The organism is Cobetia sp. PDI-23MA (assembly GCF_059507735.1).
Genome location: NZ_CM183352.1, coordinates 3,422,209 through 3,443,676 on the forward strand (window position 1 = coordinate 3,422,209; position 21,468 = coordinate 3,443,676).

Annotated in this window: 9 protein-coding genes, 2 tRNA genes and 3 rRNA genes; 6 read left to right on the top strand and 8 right to left on the bottom strand. The window is 59.7% G+C overall.

Annotation, left to right across the window (positions count from 1 at the left end):
- Window positions 1-115: 115 nt before the first annotated feature.
- Both mltF and AC5WNJ_RS14560 read left to right on the top strand, forming a co-directional pair.
- Window positions 116-1,609 (top strand): membrane-bound lytic murein transglycosylase MltF, encoded by a 1,494-nt coding sequence (gene mltF, locus AC5WNJ_RS14555; RefSeq protein ID WP_290441798.1) that lies wholly within the window; start codon window positions 116-118, stop codon window positions 1,607-1,609.
- Between the two features lie 82 nt (window positions 1,610-1,691).
- Entirely contained in the window at window positions 1,692-3,647 is a 1,956-nt protein-coding gene (locus tag AC5WNJ_RS14560) for a GGDEF domain-containing protein (RefSeq protein ID WP_495930050.1), read from the top strand.
- Between the two features lie 111 nt (window positions 3,648-3,758).
- Here AC5WNJ_RS14560 and tadA read toward each other — a convergent pair whose 3' ends face one another.
- Window positions 3,759-4,205, bottom strand: a complete 447-nt coding sequence (tadA, locus tag AC5WNJ_RS14565; RefSeq protein WP_054556831.1) for a tRNA adenosine(34) deaminase TadA — start codon at window positions 4,203-4,205, stop codon at window positions 3,759-3,761.
- A 200-nt stretch (window positions 4,206-4,405) separates the two neighbouring features.
- Here tadA and AC5WNJ_RS14570 point away from each other — a divergent pair, with 200 nt between their 5' ends.
- Window positions 4,406-5,251 (top strand): acyl-CoA thioesterase, encoded by an 846-nt coding sequence (locus AC5WNJ_RS14570; RefSeq protein ID WP_495930051.1) that lies wholly within the window; start codon window positions 4,406-4,408, stop codon window positions 5,249-5,251.
- A gap of 822 nt (window positions 5,252-6,073) precedes the next feature.
- Here AC5WNJ_RS14570 and rrf read toward each other — a convergent pair.
- The 7 genes from rrf to AC5WNJ_RS14605 all read right to left on the bottom strand — a co-directional run bounded on the left by rrf (window position 6,074) and on the right by AC5WNJ_RS14605 (window position 15,690).
- Window positions 6,074-6,189 (bottom strand): 5S ribosomal RNA (rrf, locus tag AC5WNJ_RS14575).
- Window positions 6,190-6,326: 137 nt separating this feature from the next.
- Window positions 6,327-9,214, bottom strand: a 23S ribosomal RNA gene (locus AC5WNJ_RS14580).
- Window positions 9,215-9,446: 232 nt separating this feature from the next.
- Window positions 9,447-9,522, bottom strand: a tRNA-Ala gene (locus AC5WNJ_RS14585).
- A gap of 40 nt (window positions 9,523-9,562) precedes the next feature.
- Window positions 9,563-9,639 (bottom strand) — tRNA-Ile (locus tag AC5WNJ_RS14590).
- A gap of 76 nt (window positions 9,640-9,715) precedes the next feature.
- Window positions 9,716-11,256: ribosomal RNA gene (locus AC5WNJ_RS14595) — 16S ribosomal RNA — on the bottom strand.
- Together the 16S, 23S and 5S rRNA genes with 2 tRNA genes alongside form the textbook arrangement of a ribosomal RNA operon.
- Window positions 11,257-11,855: 599 nt before the next feature.
- Window positions 11,856-12,857 carry a uroporphyrinogen-III C-methyltransferase gene (gene cobA / locus AC5WNJ_RS14600; RefSeq protein ID WP_495930052.1) on the bottom strand — a complete coding sequence of 334 codons (1,002 nt, stop codon included), beginning with the start codon at window positions 12,855-12,857 and terminating at the stop codon, window positions 11,856-11,858.
- Window positions 12,826-15,690 carry a nitrate reductase gene (locus AC5WNJ_RS14605; protein WP_495930053.1) on the bottom strand — a complete coding sequence of 955 codons (2,865 nt, stop codon included), beginning with the start codon at window positions 15,688-15,690 and terminating at the stop codon, window positions 12,826-12,828. The genes cobA and AC5WNJ_RS14605 overlap by 32 nt, the downstream gene beginning before the upstream one ends.
- A gap of 856 nt (window positions 15,691-16,546) precedes the next feature.
- On the opposite strand from AC5WNJ_RS14605, the gene AC5WNJ_RS14610 reads away from it, so the two are divergent.
- From AC5WNJ_RS14610 to nirD, 3 genes are read left to right on the top strand one after another with little or no spacing between them, the layout of a single operon-like run.
- Window positions 16,547-17,956: an NAD(P)/FAD-dependent oxidoreductase gene (locus tag AC5WNJ_RS14610; protein ID WP_495930054.1), complete on the top strand. Its 1,410-nt coding sequence runs from the start codon at window positions 16,547-16,549 to the stop codon at window positions 17,954-17,956.
- Window positions 17,953-20,610: a nitrite reductase large subunit NirB gene (gene nirB / locus AC5WNJ_RS14615; RefSeq protein WP_495930055.1), complete on the top strand. Its 2,658-nt coding sequence runs from the start codon at window positions 17,953-17,955 to the stop codon at window positions 20,608-20,610. Before AC5WNJ_RS14610 ends, nirB begins: the two co-directional genes overlap by 4 nt.
- On the top strand, window positions 20,607-21,113 hold the full coding sequence (gene nirD / locus AC5WNJ_RS14620; protein WP_495930056.1) for a nitrite reductase small subunit NirD: 507 nt from the start codon (window positions 20,607-20,609) through the stop codon (window positions 21,111-21,113). Before nirB ends, nirD begins: the two co-directional genes overlap by 4 nt.
- The last annotated feature ends 355 nt before the right edge of the window (window positions 21,114-21,468 follow it).

Sequence of the window (21,468 nt, forward strand, 5' to 3'; positions counted from 1 at the left end):
GCGCATATCATACGTGAAAGGCGAGCCTTAACGAAGCCCGCAGGCGACATGCGTTGGATGACAGTGTGTTGAGCTGCCGGTATGGTGGAAGCCCTGCCGTGAATGATGCTGACGCATGCTCAAGACCTCGCCCTTTTCTCTCATTCCGCCCGTGCGACAGCTGCTGCGCCACGCGCGGCGTTTTTTCGTCACGGCACTGGCCCTCGCCTTGCTGATACTGCCCGAGCGCACCCTCATCGAGATGCCTACGCGGCTGGACGATGTCCGTGCGCGCGACTTCATTCAGGTCGCCACACGCAACACCCCCACGACCTTCTATCGTGGCCGTCAGGGGCCTACCGGTTTCGAATACGAACTGGCACGTGACTTCGCCGATTATCTTGGCGTGAGTCTTTCGATGGATTCCGAGCACAATATCGAGAGCCTGACCCAGAGCGTGCTCAATGATCAGGCCGATCTCGCGGCCGCGACCCTACCGCTGGATCTCTCCGAACAGGGCCTGCGCTTCTCACGCCCCATCCTCGAATTGCAGGCGATGGTGGTCTATCGACGCGGCATGCACCCGCCCAAGGAATTGAAGGATCTGGTCGGCAAGCGCATCGGCGTCATCAAGGGCGCCGGCACCAGCCTGGTACTGAGGGAAGTCCAGCAGGACATCCCCGAGCTCAGCTGGAAGGAAACCGGCGAGCTTGAGGTGGCGGATCTGCTGCAACGCATCGAGGAAGACAAGCTGGATGCGGCGGTCGTCTATGCCCATCAATTCAAGCTCAACCGCCTGTTCTTCCCCAATGTGGAGAACGGCTTCGACGTGGGCGATCCTCTGACGCTGGCCTGGGCCTTCCCCGCGCATGGCGACATCTCATTGCTGACCGCCGCCAATGATTTTCTCGAGACACGCCGCCAGGATGGCACCCTCGATCGACTGGTCGAGCGCTATTTCGGCCATGATGACTATCTCGAGTATGTCGGCGCCCGTACCTTCATCCGCCAGGCACGCGATCGCCTGCCGCGCTATATCGATACCTTCAAGGAAGCCGCACGCGAAACCGGTATCGACTGGAAACTGCTGGCCGCCACGGGCTATCAGGAATCGCACTGGCAACCCGAGGCCACCTCTCCTACAGGGGTGCGCGGTCTGATGATGCTGACCAATGTGACGGCACGCGAAATGAAGATCGCCAACCGTTTGGACCCCGTTCAGAGCATCGATGGTGGCTCACGCTATCTTGTGAGTATAAAGGGACGCTTGCCGGACGAGATCAAGGAACCGGATCGCACCTGGATGACGCTGGCAGCCTACAATGTCGGCCTGGGTCACCTGTTTGACGCCAGACGGATCGTGAAGATGAAGGGCGGCGACCCGAATCGCTGGAAGGATGTCCGCGAAGCCCTGCCCTTGCTTCAGAATCGTGAGTGGTACCAGAAAGTCCGTTATGGTTATGCACGCGGCGGAGAACCTGTCATCTATGTACGCAATATCCGACGTTATTATGAAATACTGAATTATGTTTACCGTAGCCAGCAGCAGTTCTATCAGCTGGACGAGCGTCCGATTACCGACGACGAAGGCGACAGCAATCCCTTCGATACAGTGCCTCCGATTCTCTGAGGATGGAGTTCGGACCGTCAGCACTCCGGTGCCTCAAGTGCACGCATCTTCACCACACATCAAGAGCCTCTAAGGACAGGGAATGACACGCAGACTCGTCTTGATGTCGCTAAGCCTGATCGCGTTCGGCATCGCCTTGCTGGGGCTCTGGCCGTCTGCCGGCAATGAAGCCAATGCGCTACTGCTGATGATGTTGACCCTGCAAGCCGCCGGCCAGACTGCCTGGCACTGGCGAAATACCTTCCTCAGTCAGCTGTTTCTCAGCGCCTCATTGATCCTCAACATCCTGCTGATCTGTACCTTCCTGCTACCGGAGAGCTGGGTGGGGGTGGACCACTGGGGAGGCCTGCTGATCAATCTGCCGGGCGATTGGCATATCGCCAATATCCGCCCGCCTATCCTGATCCTGTTTGCCTGTTTCGGCCTCACGACCTGCGCCCTGTTGCGCATGCGACTGGGATTCGGCTCTGCCATCCAACTGACGCAAGTCACGCTGTTGCTGCTGTTTGCCATGACGACAGACGCCAGCCTTTCCGTCGCCAGCATGGTACTGGCAGGTCCGGAGCGCATCACGCTGACCAGTTTTGTCAGTCTGCTATTGCTCGCACAATGGATCGATGTGCAGCCGGCACTCATGCATATGTGGCGCCGTACTATCGTACCATTGGTCATCTCCTCCATGATCACCCTGATATGCCTGCTCGCCTGGCAACAGCAGAGCCAGGACGAGAACGATCGCATCAACCAGTCGACCTACGTACTGGGCGACAAGATCGCCACGGAGCTGTCTCGCGAGATCAACGACCAGCTCAATGCGATGCGGCGCTTCGCCGGTTTCTGGAGCCTGATGGGGCAGACACCGACGCGCGGAGAATGGCAGCGTCTGGCACGCAGCTATTACAAGGATTTCGATTACTTCCAGAACATCGCCTTCATCGATCCGGACAGCGTGGTTTCGCGCGTCTTCCCGGACAAAGGGCGCAATCATGACGTGCTGGGCGTACGCCTGCTGGATGCTCAACCGGACACGCCGCTGCGCAATCCGCTGGAACTCGGCATCGAGGGCCATACCGGCATCATCGACCTGATTCAGGGCGGCAAGGGCATGGTGTCCTACCTGCCGGTGCGTGACCCTCGTGATGGCACCATCCTGGGGGCGATCGCCATGGTGGTGGACCTGGCCCCTCTCCTCGACAGAGCCTTGGACACGGCACGCAATGAGGCATTTGCGGTCACCCTGTCAGAGCGTGGCAACATCTATATCCATGTCGGCCCCGAAAGCCGTCTGGCGCCCTGGGGACATCGCATTCCCATCGAGCTACCCGCCACCGACCTGACACTGGGCCTGCAGCCTACACAGCACTTCCTGGCAGCCACTCGTGGTCGTCTGCCGGAAGTGACATTGCTGACGGGGATTCTGTTGGCTTACCTGCTCTTTCTCGTGATCTACATGTATCGCCGCGTCTCGCAGGAGCACGGCATCGTCAAGAATGCCAACGATGCACTACGCGAAGAGATGGTGCGGCGAGAGCGACTGCAGAACGAGATCCAGTGGCTGGCGCGCCACGACGAGCTGACCCAGCTGCCCAATCGTCGCTATTTCCTCGAGCAGGTGCAGAGCTTCAGCGGCAAGATGCCTCTGACGGTCATGATCCTGGATATCGACTTCTTCAAGACGGTCAATGACAAACTGGGACACTTGGAGGGAGATCGCTACCTGCAGAAAGTTGCCGCCGTCTCACGGGCGCCCGTGGAGTCTGCCGGCGGCATACTGGCGCGCTTCGGTGGTGAGGAATTCGTGGTCTGCATCCCGGAATGTCCGCGTGCGGTCGGCCGCACGCTGGCAGAAGAGCTGCGGCGTGCCGTGCAGGCGGCAGGGTTGCCACAGCCCGCCACGGACAGCGTCGTCACGGTATCCGTGGGGATGGCATGCGTGGCGCGCGCTCCGTTGCGGCTGGATGCACTGCTGCAGGCAGCGGATGAGGCGCTGTATCGCGCCAAGTCCAGTGGTCGCAATCAGGTTCAGGTCGCTGCCTGACGATCCATGCTGAGGCCAACACGATGGCAACGCGAAGAGATCTGAACGGAAGGTTCAGCGCGAGAGGACCCTGCGCGGGCGGATCTGAGCGAAAGGATCAGCATGAAAGGTTCAGCGAGGAAGTTCACCGCGCCGCTCCGCGAAGAAGGACTTGAGCAAGCGCTTGGCGTGCGCGGCCAATAGCCCCCCTTCCACCTCGACGTGATGGTTGTGCCAGGGCTGTGCAAACAGGTTGGCACGCGATTCCACCATGCCGGTCTTGGGCTCGGCAGCCCCGTAGACGACCCGCTTCACCCGCGCGTGGATCAAGGCACCACTGCACATCATGCAGGGTTCCAGCGTCACATACAGCGTGCAATCGTCGAGACGATAGTTGCCGAGTCGGGCCGCCGCCGCGCGCAAGGCCTGCACCTCGGCATGTGCTGTCGGGTCGGGGGTGCTGACCGGCGCATTGTAGCCAGTGCCGATGATGTCGCCCTGGGGATTGACCACCACCGCGCCGACAGGCACCTCGCCAGCCTCGAATGCCAGCCGCGCTTGGTCCAGCGCGCGGTGCATATAGTAATGATCCCCACGTGGCCCACTCCGGGCCTGCGGCGCTATCGCCAACTCGTCACTCACCGTAGTTCTCCGGTATCCTGAGGCCATTGTTTCGCTCACCATGATAACGGCTTGGCGCTCGCGCTTCCTCCTGCATTGCCGCCCCGCGCGGGATGGCACTGCTCCGAGCGCCTGCCCCTCAGCACAAGGATAGATTCATGACCCAAACAGCTACTGCGCCTCTTGAGGCTCTGGTCACCCTGCTGGGTCTTGAGACCCTGGAAGAGAACCTGTTCAGAGGGCACAGTCAGGACCTCGGCTTCCCTCAGCTGTTTGGCGGACAGGTGCTCGGACAAGCGCTGTCCGCAGCGACACGCACGGTGCCGGTCGAACGCCAGGTCCACTCACTGCATGGCTACTTCCTGCGCCCGGGCGATGCCCACAAGCCCGTCATCTATCAGGTTGATGGCGTGCGTGATGGCGGCAGCTTCACGACCCGCCGCATCAGTGCCATCCAGAATGGCAAGACCATCTTCTTCTGCAGCGCCTCCTTCCATGGCAAGGAGGCGGGATTCGAGCATCAACTCGCCATGCCCGACATCGAATCGCCAGAGCAGTTGATCGAGCAGGGGGCACGCATCGAGCGCTACGAAGGCCACCCCATCGAGTTCCTGCGCCTAAAGGCGCCAAGCTCGGCGAGTGATGATGATGCCTGCCCCCCACCACGTCAGCGGCTGTGGTTCCGACTGGCAGGCGAGCTGCCGGAAGATGACGCCCTGCATCGCTACCTGCTGACATACAGCTCCGACTTCAACCTGCTGGCGACAGGCCTCGGCGGACATGGTGTGCGGTTCGGTTCGCCCGAACTGCAAATGGCGAGCCTGGATCACTCGCTATGGTTCCACCGCGATGTACGCGTCAATGATTGGCTGCTCTATGAGATGGACAGCCCATGGGCAGGAGGGGCACGCAGCTTCGCTCGCGGCAGTCTGTATAACCGGTACGGCGAGCTGGTGGCATCAAGCGCCCAGGAAGGCCTGACCCGCCTACGCAAACGTCCCTGAACGAATCGCTCTGTGCGAATTGTCCGAACAACAATGCCCCTCCTGAGACATTCTCAGGAGGGGCATTGTCATGTTTGCCTGCGTTTCTCTACAACCTACAATCTACAGCACTAAGAGTAGCGCACTGCGATTCACTATTATCGCGTCAATAGGGGGTCACTTCAGTGCTGTCCTGACACGCGTGCAGTTTTCATCTCGATAGCGTTGTTTGTAGTCATTACGCTGTGACTGCCAACTTCGCATCTGGCCCGACGACCCGCCGCCGCGACGCCTATCGGTATAATATTCGATCTTGTCCTTGATGAACTGACAGTGCTCTATCTTCCTCTCTCGCTCCCCGGCAGATACCATTTCTGATGACATAAGCCCCATCAAAAGAGCCATCATTCCTGCCAATAGAAGTCTTGATGAAGAACACGAAAGGTCCCTCGACATGTCGCCTCCTTGCGCCTGTATACGGATAGCTTCCAATGAGTGATATTCAATGACAGCGCAGACACCGAGCAGGTGCTGCAACAGAAAAGATATCTCTCGATAGCGTGGAATGCCTGTCGATCAAGTACACTCAATGGAAAGCCAGCGCGTTTTCCCAGTGATACTGATCCATATACAAAGATACCTCTATCACGATAATGATAGAGGTATCTTTGTATCATATAGCTCATATAGTTCATGTAGCCATGTCTTGGGCTGTACGCATTTACCCCAGCACGGCTGTTCTTTTGCGCCAATTTTCCTGCGCACCACTTTTCCTGAGCAACTTTTCTCACCACAAAGAGAACCGCCCCTGCAGCAAGGCTACAGGGGCGGTTCGGGATAAGTGCCTGACGATGACCTACTCTCACATGGAGAAACTCCACACTACCATCGGCGCTAAGCGGTTTCACTTCCGAGTTCGGCATGGGATCGGGTGGTTCACGCTCGCTATGGTCGTCAGGCGAAACGGTGGCATCTTGCGATGCCTGAGTCCCGAGGCTTGTGGCCTCGTGACTCGCAATATGAATCATGCTGACCGATATGTCTCGATCCTGTCGCAATCCCGGCGGTTTGCCTGCGCAAACCCCTTGGGTGTTATATGGTCAAGCCTCACGGGCAATTAGTACTGGTTAGCTCAACACATTGCTGTGCTTCCACACCCAGCCTATCAACCTTGTCGTCTTCAAGGGCCCTTCAGGAGGCGCAAGGCCTCAGGGAAGTCTCATCTTGAAGGGGGCTTCCCGCTTAGATGCCTTCAGCGGTTATCCCGTCCGAACGTAGCTACCGGGCAATGCCATTGGCATGACAACCCGAACACCAGAGGTTCGTCCACTCCGGTCCTCTCGTACTAGGAGCAGCTCTTCTCAAACTTCCGACGCCCACGGCAGATAGGGACCGAACTGTCTCACGACGTTCTAAACCCAGCTCGCGTACCACTTTAAATGGCGAACAGCCATACCCTTGGGACCGACTTCAGCCCCAGGATGTGATGAGCCGACATCGAGGTGCCAAACACCGCCGTCGATGTGAACTCTTGGGCGGTATCAGCCTGTTATCCCCGGAGTACCTTTTATCCGTTGAGCGATGGCCCTTCCATACAGAACCACCGGATCACTAGAACCTACTTTCGTACCTGCTCGACGTGTCTGTCTCGCAGTCAAGCACCCTTATGCTCTTGCACTCAATGCACGATTTCCAACCGTGCTGAGGGTACCTTCGTGCTCCTCCGTTACTCTTTGGGAGGAGACCGCCCCAGTCAAACTACCCACCATACACTGTCCTCGATCCGGATGACGGACCTGAGTTAGAACGCCAATGATGTCAGGCTGGTATTTCAAGGTTGGCTCCACCGCATCTGGCGATGTGGTTTCAAAGCCTCCCAGCTATCCTACACAGACAACATCAGCATCCAGTGTAAAGCTATAGTAAAGGTTCACGGGGTCTTTCCGTCTAGCCGCGGGTACACAGCATCTTCACTGCGATTTCAATTTCACTGAGTCTCGGGTGGAGACAGCGTGGCCATCATTACGCCATTCGTGCAGGTCGGAACTTACCCGACAAGGAATTTCGCTACCTTAGGACCGTTATAGTTACGGCCGCCGTTTACCGGGGCTTCGATCAAGAGCTTCGGACGAATCCTAACCCCATCAATTAACCTTCCGGCACCGGGCAGGCGTCACACCCTATACGTCCGCTTGCGCGTTTGCAGAGTGCTGTGTTTTTAATAAACAGTTGCAGCCACCTGGTATCTTCGACCGGTAGGAGCTTACGGAGCAAGTCCTTCACTCTAACCGGTGCACCTTCTCCCGAAGTTACGGTGCCATTTTGCCTAGTTCCTTCACCCGAGTTCTCTCAAGCGCCTTGGTATTCTCTACCTGACCACCTGTGTCGGTTTGGGGTACGGTCGCATGTGATCTGAAGCTTAGAGGCTTTTCCTGGAAGCGTGGCATCGATGACTTCCTGACCGTGGTCAGTTCGTCTCGCATCTCGACCTCAGAGGAACCGGATTTGCCTGATTCCTCGGCCTACATGCTTTCACCAGGACAACCAACGCCTGGCTCACCTAGCCTTCTTCGTCCCCCCATCGCAACCACATCCGGTACGGGAATATTAACCCGTTTCCCATCGACTACGCGTTTCCGCCTCGCCTTAGGGGCCGACTCACTCTGCTCCGATTAACGTAGAACAGAAAACCTTGGTCTTCCGGCGGGGGAGTTTTTCACTCCCCTTATCGTTACTCATGTCAGCATTCGCACTCGTGATACCTCCAGCAGACTTCTCAATCCACCTTCATTGGCTTACACGACGCTCCTCTACCGCTCATCCAGAGGATGAACCCGTAGCTTCGGTACCTGATTTAGCCCCGTTATATCTTCCGCGCAGGCCGACTCGACTAGTGAGCTATTACGCTTTCTTTAAAGGATGGCTGCTTCTAAGCCAACCTCCTAGCTGTCTGAGCCTTCCCACATCGTTTCCCACTTAATCAGGATTTTGGGACCTTAGCTGACGGTCTGGGTTGTTTCCCTTTTCACAACGGACGTTAGCACCCGCTGTGTGTCTCCCACGCTGCACTCACTGGTATTCGGAGTTTGCCTCGGGTTGGTAAGTCGGGATGACCCCCTAGCCGAAACAGTGCTCTACCCCCAGCGGTGATACGTGAGGCGCTACCTAAATAGCTTTCGAGGAGAACCAGCTATCTCCGGGCTTGATTAGCCTTTCACTCCGATCCACAGCTCATCCCAGCATTTTTCAACATACTTGGGTTCGGGCCTCCAATTGATGTTACTCAATCTTCACCCTGGCCATGGATAGATCGCCCGGTTTCGGGTCTATACCCTGCGACTGGTCGCCCAGTTAAGACTCGGTTTCCCTACGCCTCCCCTATACGGTTAAGCTCGCCACAGAATATAAGTCGCTGACCCATTATACAAAAGGTACGCGGTCACACCACGAAGGTGCTCCCACTGCTTGTACGCATACGGTTTCAGGATCTATTTCACTCCCCTCGCCGGGGTTCTTTTCGCCTTTCCCTCACGGTACTGGTTCACTATCGGTCAGCCAGGAGTATTTAGCCTTGGAGGATGGTCCCCCCATGTTCAGTCAGGGTTTCTCGTGCCCCGACCTACTCGATTTCACGTGACTCGGACTTCGACTACGGGACTATCACCCTGTATCGTCAAGCTTCCCAGCTTGTTCGCCTGTCGGTTGTCACGCTTAAGGGCTGGTCCCCGTTCGCTCGCCGCTACTTGGGGAATCTCGGTTGATTTCTTTTCCTCCGGGTACTTAGATGTTTCAGTTCCCCGGGTTTGCCTCTATAGGTTATGTATTGGCCTATAGATACTCACCTGATGGTGAGTGGGTTTCCCCATTCGGAAATCGTTGGGTCGCAGGGTATTTGCCACCTCGCCAACGCTTATCGCAGGCTATCACGTCCTTCATCGCCTCTGGCTGCCAAGGCATCCACCGTATGCGCTTAATCGCTTGACCATATAACCCCAAGGGGTCTGTCAAGGATTACGATTGTGTCGGACCTCTCCGACATATCGTTTGATGGAGATGTGCTTGGCGCACATTCCATCGTCAGCATGATTCACATTGTTAAAGAGCGGCTGTTCAGAGAACAGTGAGAAGTCACACAACCTTCTCGAGGAAGGCGATATGCTTGTCACTGTGGACTGTGTAGCGTTATCAGGTAGTAGCAGCTTGAACCGGAACTTGATGGTGGAGCCAAGCGGGATCGAACCGCTGACCTCCTGCGTGCAAGGCAGGCGCTCTCCCAGCTGAGCTATGGCCCCAAAAGTCGGCAAAACCGTGTCGACAAAAGCACGAAGCTTTTGGTGGGTCTGGGCAGATTTGAACTGCCGACCTCACCCTTATCAGGGGTGCGCTCTAACCAACTGAGCTACAGACCCGACACTACTACTCGATAAACTAACTTGATCAGGTAATTCGTTGTGAGCACTTGCCGCGAGCAGTAGACAGTGTCGATAAGGAGGTGATCCAGCCCCAGGTTCCCCTAGGGCTACCTTGTTACGACTTCACCCCAGTCATGAACCACACCGTGGTGATCGCCCTCCCGAAGGTTAGGCTAACCACTTCTGGTGCAGTCCACTCCCATGGTGTGACGGGCGGTGTGTACAAGGCCCGGGAACGTATTCACCGTGGCATTCTGATCCACGATTACTAGCGATTCCGACTTCATGGAGTCGAGTTGCAGACTCCAATCCGGACTGAGGCAAGCTTTATGGGATTGGCTCCACGTCGCCGTATTGCAACCCTTTGTACTTGCCATTGTAGCACGTGTGTAGCCCTACCCGTAAGGGCCATGATGACTTGACGTCGTCCCCACCTTCCTCCGGTTTGTCACCGGCAGTCTCCTTAGAGTTCCCGACATGACTCGCTGGCAAATAAGGATAGGGGTTGCGCTCGTTACGGGACTTAACCCAACATTTCACAACACGAGCTGACGACAGCCATGCAGCACCTGTCTCAGAGTTCCCGAAGGCACCAATCCATCTCTGGAAAGTCCTCTGGATGTCAAGGGTAGGTAAGGTTCTTCGCGTTGCATCGAATTAAACCACATGCTCCACCGCTTGTGCGGGCCCCCGTCAATTCATTTGAGTTTTAACCTTGCGGCCGTACTCCCCAGGCGGTCAACTTATTGCGTTAGCTGCGCCACTAAGTCCTCAAGGGACCCAACGGCTAGTTGACATCGTTTACGGCGTGGACTACCAGGGTATCTAATCCTGTTTGCTACCCACGCTTTCGCACCTCAGTGTCAGTGTCAGTCCAGAAGGCCGCCTTCGCCACTGGTATTCCTCCCGATCTCTACGCATTTCACCGCTACACCGGGAATTCTACCTTCCTCTCCTGCACTCTAGCCAAGCAGTTCCAGATGCCGTTCCCAGGTTGAGCCCGGGGCTTTCACACCTGGCTGACTTAGCCACCTACGCGCGCTTTACGCCCAGTAATTCCGATTAACGCTTGCACCCTCCGTATTACCGCGGCTGCTGGCACGGAGTTAGCCGGTGCTTCTTCTGCGAGTGATGTCTTTCTTGCGGGGTATTAACCCACAAGCGTTCTTCCTCGCTGAAAGTGCTTTACAACCCGAAGGCCTTCTTCACACACGCGGCATGGCTGGATCAGGCTTTCGCCCATTGTCCAATATTCCCCACTGCTGCCTCCCGTAGGAGTCTGGGCCGTGTCTCAGTCCCAGTGTGGCTGATCATCCTCTCAGACCAGCTACGGATCGTCGCCTTGGTGAGCCGTTACCTCACCAACAAGCTAATCCGACATGGGCTCATCCGATAGCGCAAGGTCCGAAGATCCCCTGCTTTCTCCCGTAGGACGTATGCGGTATTAGCCTGAGTTTCCCCAGGTTGTCCCCCACTATCGGGCAGATTCCCATGCATTACTCACCCGTCCGCCGCTCGACGCCTCCTAGCAAGCTAGGATCGTTTCCGCTCGACTTGCATGTGTTAAGCCTGCCGCCAGCGTTCAATCTGAGCCATGATCAAACTCTTCAGTTGAAAGCTTGATAGTCTGTTAAGCAGACCAAACTTGGTTCAGAGTCAAACTTCTCGTGAGAGGCTTGCTCCGATATTTGGTGACCTTGTCACCACTCATCGGCAAGCGCTCACACGAATTACCTGATCAAATTTTTAAAGAGCGTCGCTGTGAAGCGAGGAGGCATATTCTACTCGGAACGCTTGAGAAGTCAAGCACTTGATGATGAGTCAGTCGACTGCCTCTAAGCATCATCAAGCGGTGAGGAGCGTTGCTCGATCACCTGTTCCACAAGGAGTGCGGCGCATTCTAACGAATCGCCCGCGATTGTCAATCGATGATTTCGAAGCGGACTTCAAAAACATCAAGCAAAACAATCACCTGCAAACCTCTTTCACCGCTGGTAACGCCATGCGTCCCCGGCAGCGGATGCGTACTTTACGCACGAACCGCCGTGAGGGCAAGGGCTTTTTGGCAGTAATGCCCAAAAGAGTGCAAAGCGAGTCCATGCGTTTCTCTAGCACCAATCAGGATGACATCTCGAAAGACATCACACGAGAGCCCACTATATACCCCATTCCTCGACAAACGCTGTCAGCACTGTCCCATCAAACGCCCTCCACTATGCGATCCTCTCAACATGCTTCTCTTCTACAGGGACCCTGCAAGACATGTGAGTCGCTGCATGTGCGACGGCATCGGCCAATGCACTCTCTCTCCCCGCCGCCATCTGGCAGACACTGCCCACGATGATCAGGCACGGTGTCGGCAATGGATGCTCGGCCAGACGACTCACCATATTGCCGAGCGAGCCGTGCAGGGTCTGCTGCTCGGGAAGACTGGCATTGGCGACCAGCATCATCGGCCAGTCCGCCGGCAGCCCATGACGCTGCAACTCATCGCAGATCACCTCGAGACGATTGAGCCCCATGTAGAAGAGAATCGTTTCATCACGACGCGCCAACTGCTGCCATTCAGGCTGCTCGCTCTTGCTGCAGAGCTGAGCGGTCACGAAACGCAGACGCTGCGCATGCGCCCTGTCCGTCAATGGCATCCCCAGGGCAGCAGCCGCACCGGAAGCCGCGGTAATGCCCGGCACGATATGCCGCGTGATGGCGGCATCATCGAGAGCCGCGAGCTCTTCCCCCATGCGTCCGAAGACACCGGGATCACCGCCCTTGAGGCGCACGACCCGCATGCCCTCCCCCGCCAGGCGCACCATCAGCGCGCCGATCTCATCCTGCGGCACACTATGATTGCCGCAGGCCTTGCCGACGTAGTAGCGCTCACAGTGAACCGGCAGCTGAGCGAGAAGCTCATCGCCGACCAGACGGTCATAGACCACCGCATCCGCAGCATTCAGCATTCGCCATGCCTTGAGCGTCATCAGGTCCGGGTCCCCCGGCCCCGCGCCCACCAGCGCGACCTGCCCCGGAAGAAACGCCTCCCAGGCGGGAGAAATCCCGTTGGCATCGCTGCGCGTCGGCGCATGCCGATTCTCGCCACGCCACTCGCGCCGCGACATCAGACCGTCGGTCAGCCGTGCCATGAGAATCCCGAGAGACTCTGCACTGCTGGATACCGACATCAGGTCACGCCATTTCCAACGAATCAGTCCGCTCATCGGATCGCTCCTCTTCCACAAGACGTTTGAGTTCAGGCAGGCAGGAACCGCAGCGAGTGCCGCAGGCCAGTCGCGCGCCCAGTGCTTCCACGGAACCGTCACCGGACTGGATGGCCTGACGGATGGTCAGCTCGCCGACCTGATGGCAGGCGCAGATTATCGCCCCGACGTCCGCCTGCCCGGAGAGACGGCCGGACAGCAGGCTGCGGCGCTCATGCGCGGAGAGCTGCTCTGATGCGAAGCATTCGCCCAGCCAGGCAATATTGGGTTGGCGATCGAGGTGTGCGTCGCCCGGAATCACCTTCAGCCACCAGACAAGGCGCCCGTCACGAAAGCCCGCTGCGCTGATGCCACCTTGGGCGGCGTCCTGTGCCCAGAGCCCCGCCGGGGCACCCAGATGGCTTTCGCACCAATGCTGCCAATCCGGCTGACCCTGACCTGCCAGCTGGTAGCGCACCAATGCTGATTGCGGAATACGTGCCCAGTAGCGCCCATCGAGCTGGGCCACGGCATCCGCCAGATCCTCACGCCCGGCCAGGATGGCGGGGGCGATCAACAAGGTGGCCTGCCACTCGCATGGCAATGGCGCGACCTCGACCGCGCCATGCTTGGATTCCGGCTGACCGGAGAAGGGGTCGACCAGCCCCGCCAGCAACGCACCGGCCCGGGCGTGACTCGCGAAGTGATCATTCCAGTGCATCGGAATGAACACCTCCCCGCGGCGCTGCGCATTGCTGATGCGTACACGGGCTCGATAATCCCCACGTAGCCCGCCCTGCTCATCACGCCCCTTGAGTTGCGCGAGACCGCCATCCTGCAGGCCGCGAGCCGCGGCATCCTGAGGATGGATCTCCACGAAAGGCTCGGCCCGGTGATTCATCAGGCGAGCACTGCGCGCGGTACGCGTCATGGTGTGCCACTGATCACGGATACGTCCGGTATTGAGACGCAGAGGCGCCGCATCGCTCAGCGTCTGTTGAGGCAACTGCGGTACCACGGGCACCAGCCGTGCGCGCCCATTGGGGGTATTGAAGGTGGCATCCTCGAACAGGCGCGACGTGCCGATCAGCTCGCCCTTGTCCCCGCGGCGTACCGGCCACTGGATCGGCTTGAGCGCGTCGTACCCCGCGCGATCCAGCTCCGCCAGCGGCGCGATGTTGAACAGCCGCTTGACCGAGGAAGTCGCCGATGGCTTGCGACCGGCCTTGAGACGCGGCGCAGCATTGCGGAACCCCGAGAGGCGGGCGTGCTCACGGAAGATCGCGTGGGGGCCCGAGTAGCCAAAGGCCGTCTCATACCCCATGCGCTTGCCGACCTCCGCCAGCTGCCACCAGTCATGACGCGCCTCACCCGGCGGAGTCAGCAGGCCACGCTGACGCGAGATGCAGCGCTCGGAGTTGGTGACGGTGCCATCCTTCTCGCTCCAGCTGCTGGCCGGCAGCACCACATCGGCGTAATCCAGGGTGTCACTGTCGGCCATGCACTCGGAGACGATCACCAGCGGGCAGGCCGCCAGCGCCGCACGCACTCGTGCGCTATCCGGGAGGCTCACCGCCGGGTTGGTCGCCATGATCCACAGTGCCTTGATCTCGCCGCGCCCCAGCGCCGCAAACAGCTCGACCGCCTTATGACCTGGCCTCTCGGGCAGGTTCGGGGCCTGCCAGAATTCGCTGACCAGCGCCCGCGCGCCCGGCGTGTCGTAATCCATATGTGCCGCCAGCTGGTTGGCCAGGCCACCGACTTCGCGACCGCCCATCGCATTGGGCTGCCCGGTGATGGAGAACGGCCCCGCCCCCGGCAGCCCGATCTTGCCGCCCGCCAGATGGCAATTGATGATCGCATTGCCCTTGTCGGTGCCACTGGTCGATTGATTCACGCCCTGGGAGAACAGCGTGACCACGTGCAGCTGGGTGGCGAACCAGTAATAGAAGGTCTCGAGACGCTCCACATCGATATCGCAATCCCGCGCAATCGCGGAAAGCGAGCAGTCGTCACGCTTCGCCTGCTTGAGCGCCGCATCGAACCCCTGGGTGTGGGCCTCCAGATAGAGGCGGTCGGTGCGTCCGCGCTCAGCCATATAGGCCAGCAAGCCATTGAAGAGGCGCGCGTCGCTGCCGGGGCGAATACCCAGATACAGGTCCGCGATCTCGCAGCTGTCGGTCAGGCGCGGGTCGATCACCACGATACGCAGCAGCGGATTGTCAATACGTGCCTGCTTGAGACGCTGGAACAGCACCGGGTGGTTCCATGCCAGATTGCTGCCGACCAGCACCACAAGCTCGGCACGCTCGAGATCCTCATAGCTGCAAGGCACGGCGTCTGCCCCGAAGGCACGCTTGTGCGCCACGACCGCTGAGGCCATGCACAACCGCGAATTGGTATCCAGGTGCGGCGTACCGATGAAGCCCTTGAACAGCTTGTTGGCGAGGTAATAGTCCTCGGTCAACAGCTGCCCCGACAGATAGGCGGCGATACTGTCCCCACCATGAGTGCTGCGCAGCTCACCGAAGCGAGCGGCGATCAGGTTCAGCGCCGTATCCCAGCTCACCTCTCGCAGCACGCCTGCGGCGTCGCGTATCTGAGGCTGCGTCAGACGGCCGCTAGGTGACAGTGTCTCGGCAAGCGCAGACCCCTTGACGCACAGACGCCCGTAATTGGCCGGATGGTCGTTGTCGCCGCTGACGGCGGTGATCCGGCGCTTGAGCTCACCGCCCTCCTGCACCCGGGTTTCCAGCTCAAGTGACACGCCACACCCGACACCGCAATACGGGCAGGTCGTCGAGGCGCTGCAGGGGAAAGACTCACTTGTGCTCTGGGGCTTGCTGGCCTGCATCGACATCACTCCCTGGTGCAGTAAGCATGAAAAAAGGCGCCTGATGACCCGCCACGTAATGTGCGGTCATCAGGCGCCTTTGCCTGTCGTGGTCAGTCCTGGTCTACCCTGCAGACTGACAATGGAAACTGACGGTGGATACGGTCTCGTCATGCCGATGGGTGCGCAATCTCGTCTTCGAGACGTCGACATGGCGTGTATGCATGATTGAAGAGCCGCCGTTGGCCGGTTCGCGAGTCTCGCAACAGTGAAGCTTGCGGAGTCACGAACCCTCAATCAGGTATCACACCAATGACCTGACAGACGCACTTAACAGACCAACCCTGACCAATCATCAGAAATAACAATCACTTGGCCGTCATAAGCTACCGAAGCAGGAGGCGAACAGCGCGAGACGGCCAGCGCCAGGCACCGCTGACGCACCAGCCATGTGCATCAGCGCATGCGACTGCACCAATCCCTGCCTTGATGCCTCCCACAACCGCAAACGACTCTGCCATGGCAGGACAGTGCCTCAGCATCTGCAAATGCAAGTGAATGAAAAATAGCGACTTTCTCTGAAGCGGCACCGAATTCGCATGAGTATCGGCAGGTTGGGTCAATGACGACCCCGAATCGCAGGTCTCGCAGCGCATCACTCCGATGAGTGACATGCCGCAGCCAACGGTCCGCCAGACCTGCCGCAGTTGCGGGTGACAGCGACATCGTCACCTGACGCTGCAACTCGCTATCCAATGCTTAGCCCTCATCTTCCAGGCAAAGGCGCCTGCTTGACGTCGTGAACATCACGGCGGCAAGCAGGCGCTTTTTTTATGCATCTTTTTCATGCGTCAGAACATCAGCGCAAGGAGGCAGCATGCACGCACCACCTCTCACCCGCGAGCCTACGCCAGCACTGGTCATCATCGGCCACGGCATGGCGGCGCAGAAGCTGTTGGAGCAGCTGGTCTCGCTGAGCCCTGATCAGCAGCTGCCCTGGCCGACCACGGTGATCGGCGAGGAGCCCCACCTCCCCTACAACCGCATTCAGCTCTCGCCGCTATTGGCCGGCGAGACACACGCCGAAGGCCTGATCAGCCAGCAGGCTGACTGGTTCTTGCGGCACGGCATCACACGAATCAGCGGCGACCCCGCCAGCCAGATCGATCGCGCCGCTCGCTGTGTCGAGACCGCCAGCGGTGGCCGCATCCCCTATCAGCGGCTGGTGATCGCGACCGGCTCACGTCCAGCGCTGCCTCTGCCGCTAACCGCTCACCTGCCAGAGGCGTCGTCCGCCAATGACTGGCCGTCGGGGCTGATGGGCTTTCGCGATCTGAAGGATGTCGAGCAGATGCAGGCCGCCTGCCTTGCCGGACGGCGGGAGGGCGCCGGCGCACTGGTCATCGGTGGCGGGCTGCTCGGGCTCGAGGCCGCCGAGGGCCTGCGCAAGGGTGGCCTTGAAGTGACGCTGCTGCAACGCAGCGAGCGCCTGATGAACCGTCAGCTGGATGATGTCGCGGCCGGACTGCTGGAGCAGGAACTTCGCGAGCGTGGCCTCGACATCATCACTGGCGCGCATCTCGAAGAGTGGCTCGAGACCCCGGCGGGCCGCATCACCGGCGTGCGCCTCAAGGATGGCCGCAAACTTCACGCCGGATTGACCATCGCCGCCACCGGCATTCGTCCCGAAATCGAGCTGGCGCGTGCTGCAGGGCTGGCCTGTCAGCGCGCCATCCAGGTCGATGGCCACCTGCTCACGAGTGATCCGCACATTCATGCGCTGGGCGAATGCTGTGAGGTGGATGGCGAGACCTTCGGCCTGATCGAGCCCATCTGGGCACAGATCGAAGTGCTCGCCCGCCAGCTTCTCGCGCAACCGACTCCTCCCTATCGCAATGCGCCACTGGCGACGCGCCTCAAGATCAGCGGCATCGACCTCTATAGCTGCGGCGAGCTTGCCCCACAGCCGAATGACGAGGTGCTGATCTATCAGGACCACGCCCTGGGCGACTACCGCCGACTGCTGCTGCGCGAGGAGCGCCTGGTCGGTGTGGTGCTCTACGGCGACGTCAGTGCCGGCAATGCCCTGTTCGAAGCGCTCAAGGCCGGCATACCACTGACCAGAATTCGCGAAGACCTCCTGCTGATGCCGGCAGAAGCCCTCGCATGTCTAACCCAGGACGGCCCGCCGGCGGCGCCTGATGACCCCGGTGGCAAGCCAGGCACTCAAGACACTTCTTTTGACAAGACCGACAACACCCCTGACACCTTCGAGGAGGCCGCATGAAACACCTGATCATCATCGGCAATGGCATGGTTGGCCATCACTGCGTCGAACAGCTGATCGCACTGGGTGCCACCGCGCACTACCAGATTCATGTCTTCGGCGAAGAACGCCATATCGCCTACGACCGCGTGCACCTCTCGGAATATTTCACTGGGCGTGATGCCGAATCTCTCGCGCTCGGTAGCGTCGAGGATTACGCCAGCGCCGGTATCACGCTTCATCTGGACGAATGCGTCACGGCGATCGATCGCGATGGTGGCCATGTCATCACTCCGCGCGGGCGCTATCCCTACGACAGCCTGGTGCTGGCGACCGGCTCAACCCCCTTCGTGCCGCCCATCCAGGGCCTCGGTGAGCCGGGAAGCGAGGCCGCTGCCAGCAATCGTCTGGTCTACCGTACCCTAGAGGATCTTGATCAGATTCGCGCTGCCGCCGATGGCAAGACACGTGGCGTGGTGGTCGGCGGTGGCCTGCTGGGACTTGAGGCCGCCAATGCCCTCAAGTCACTCGGCCTGGAAGCGCATGTCGTCGAATTCGCGCCACGCCTGATGCCGGTCCAGCTGGATGAGGATGGCGGCCTTGCGCTCAAGCAACACATCACCGCGCTGGGCGTGGGGGTGCACCTCAATCGCGCCACCACCGACATCGTGCCCGGCGAGCACCATCAGTGGCGGATGAACTTCTCCGATGGCGAGTATCTGGAGACCGACCTGATCGTGTTCTCCGCCGGCATCCGTCCTCAGGACGCGCTGGCACGCAGCGCCAGCCTCGAGATCGGCGAGCGCGGCGGCATCATCATCGATGACGAATGCCGCACCTCGGACCCGGAAATCTTTGCCATCGGCGAGTGTGCCCTGTGGCACTCGCGCATCTTCGGGCTGGTCGCGCCGGGCTATCAGATGGCCCGCGGCGTGGCGTCCCTGCTGGCTGCCAGCGCTGGCGATGCCACAAGCGATGCGCAGGAGAGCTTCCGCTTCCAGGGCGCCGACATGTCCACCAAGCTCAAGCTGCTGGGCGTGGACGTCGGCTCCATCGGCGACGCCCACGGCAAGAGCGAGGGCGCGATCAGCTATCGCTACTGTGACGAGGCCGACGGCGTCTATCGTCGCCTGATCGTCTCGCAGGACCGCAAGCAGGTGCTGGGCGCGGTGCTGATCGGCGACAACTCGCGCTACGACACCCTGCTGCAGTACGTCACCAATGGCATCGCGGCGCCCAAGGACCCGGCGGCACTCATCCTGCCGGATGCCAGTGGCGAAACCATCACGCTGGGCGCGGATGCCCTACCCGACAGCGCCACGCTGTGCTCCTGCCACAACGTCTCCAAGGGCGATGTCTGCAACGCCATCGATGCCGGCAACAGTGATCTGGGCGCCATCAAGGCCTGCACCAAGGCCAGCACCGGCTGCGGGGGCTGTGCGGCGCTGCTCAAGAAGGTGGTGGACGCCGAGCTGGAAAGTCGTGGCGTCGAGGTCGATCGCTCACTGTGCGAGCACTTCGCCCACACGCGTCAGGAGCTCTACTCGCTGGTGCGCGTCGAAGGCATCGAGACCTTCGCCGAGCTGATGGCCCGCCACGGGCGACATCCCGATGCTCTGGGCTGCGAGGTCTGCAAGCCGGCGGTGGGCTCGATTCTGGCCTCGTGCTGGAATGCGCCGATCACCGAGTCCTCGCACATTCCGCTGCAGGACACCAATGACACCTTCATGGCCAACATGCAGAAGAACGGCACCTATTCCGTGGTGCCGCGCATCCCCGGCGGCGAGATCACGCCGGACAAGCTGATCGCCATCGGCGAGATCGGCAAGCGCTACAACCTCTATACCAAGATCACTGGCGGTCAGCGCATCGACCTCTTCGGCGCCCAGCTGCATGAACTGCCGGACATCTGGAGCGAGCTGATCGCCGCCGGCTTCGAGACCGGCCACGCCTACGGCAAGTCCACCCGCACGGTGAAATCCTGCATCGGCAGCACCTGGTGTCGCTATGGCGTGCAGGACAGCATGGCGATGGCGCTGACGCTGGAAGACCGCTACAAGGGTCTGCGTTCCCCGCACAAGCTCAAGTTCGCCGTCTCCGGCTGTACCCGCGAATGCGCCGAGGCCCAGAGCAAGGATGTCGGCGTGATCGCCACCGAGAACGGCTGGAACCTCTATGTCTGCGGCAACGGCGGCATGCGTCCGCGTCATGCCGAGCTGTTCGCGACCGACCTGGATGACGAGAGCCTGATCCGCACCATCGACCGCTTCCTGATGTTCTACATCCGCACCGCCGACCGCCTGCAGCGCACCTCCGTCTGGCGCGAGGGCCTCGAAGGCGGCCTCGACTATCTGAAAGAGGTGATTCTCGAGGACAGCCTGGGGCTCGGCGAGACGCTCGAAGAGCAGATGCAGCAGGTGGTGGACCGCTACGAATGCGAATGGGCCAATGCGCTCAAGAGCCCCGAGAAACTCAAGCGCTTCCGCAACTACGTGAATGACCAGCGCCCGGACCCTGACGTGGTCAATATCGTCGAGCGCGACCAGATCCGCCCCGCCAGCCGCGATGAACTGGCCAGTGGCAATCTGATCATCAGCGACGGTGGCGCCCGCGAAGCAGTGGCAGAACATCAACCTCAGTCAACGACCCACCTGGCCACGGAGGTACGCTCATGACATCGCCCGCGCTCGCCACGACATCTTCCACTCCGCTCTCCAGCCCGTCCTCTGCAACGCAGGACACCTCTGCCGCGACACAGTCGCCGCTACGCTGGGTGACACTCTGCCAGCGCGAAGACCTGGTGCCGGGCTCCGGCGTGGCCGCCTGGCTTGAGGCGGACGGCCAGGCCTGCCAGATCGCCCTGTTCACGCTGCCGGCCACCGCCGACAGCGATGACCTCACGCTGTTCGCCATCGACCATCATGACCCGGTGTCAGGCGCCAACGTGATTGCCCGCGGCCTGCTGGGCGATCACGCCGGAGAGCCACTGGTGATCTCGCCACTCTACAAGCAGCGCTATCGACTCAGTGATGGCCAATGCCTGGACGACGACACTCTTGCCTTGACGGTGTGGCCTGTGTGTCTGGCAGGCGGCGAGGTACAGATACAGTGCCAGCGGGCAGACGATGCCTGCTATCCACACCCGCAAACCACATCTGCAAGCCACATAAGTGATTGATGACGTACGCATATGCTCGAAAAACGGCACATATTTGGTGCACAACCATGCTGCAACGCACCATGAATCGTCCAGCAGCGCGCACGCCTCGAGTCATCTGACCGCCAGCTGGCAGCCCAAAAACAGGTATCAATATCTCAAGCCACTGTTTTTATTGAGGATACTGAAAAACTGGCATCGGAAATGCAATCTATATAGCGAGATGGCAAATGGCGGCTATCTCGCATGGCGTGCTCATTGCTGAGTCGAGGATCCGGGACCGGCGTATCCCCCTCGATATACAATGGCATTTAAGTCCACCCTATCTGGGGTGGACTTTTTTTATGCCTGTAGACAGCGACAAGCCATTGATTTC

Bases quoted from the DNA above. Each gene is read 5' to 3' on its own strand.
- mltF (WP_290441798.1), top strand. From the start codon at position 116: ATGCTCAAGACCTCGCCCTTTTCTCTCATTCCGCCCGTGCGACAGCTG.
- AC5WNJ_RS14560 (WP_495930050.1), top strand. From the start codon at position 1,692: ATGACACGCAGACTCGTCTTGATGTCGCTAAGCCTGATCGCGTTCGGC.
- tadA (WP_054556831.1), bottom strand. From the start codon at position 4,205: ATGCACCGCGCGCTGGACCAAGCGCGGCTGGCATTCGAGGCTGGCGAG.
- AC5WNJ_RS14570 (WP_495930051.1), top strand. From the start codon at position 4,406: ATGACCCAAACAGCTACTGCGCCTCTTGAGGCTCTGGTCACCCTGCTG.
- cobA (WP_495930052.1), bottom strand. From the start codon at position 12,857: ATGAGCGGACTGATTCGTTGGAAATGGCGTGACCTGATGTCGGTATCC.
- AC5WNJ_RS14605 (WP_495930053.1), bottom strand. From the start codon at position 15,690: ATGCAGGCCAGCAAGCCCCAGAGCACAAGTGAGTCTTTCCCCTGCAGC.
- AC5WNJ_RS14610 (WP_495930054.1), top strand. From the start codon at position 16,547: ATGCACGCACCACCTCTCACCCGCGAGCCTACGCCAGCACTGGTCATC.
- nirB (WP_495930055.1), top strand. From the start codon at position 17,953: ATGAAACACCTGATCATCATCGGCAATGGCATGGTTGGCCATCACTGC.
- nirD (WP_495930056.1), top strand. From the start codon at position 20,607: ATGACATCGCCCGCGCTCGCCACGACATCTTCCACTCCGCTCTCCAGC.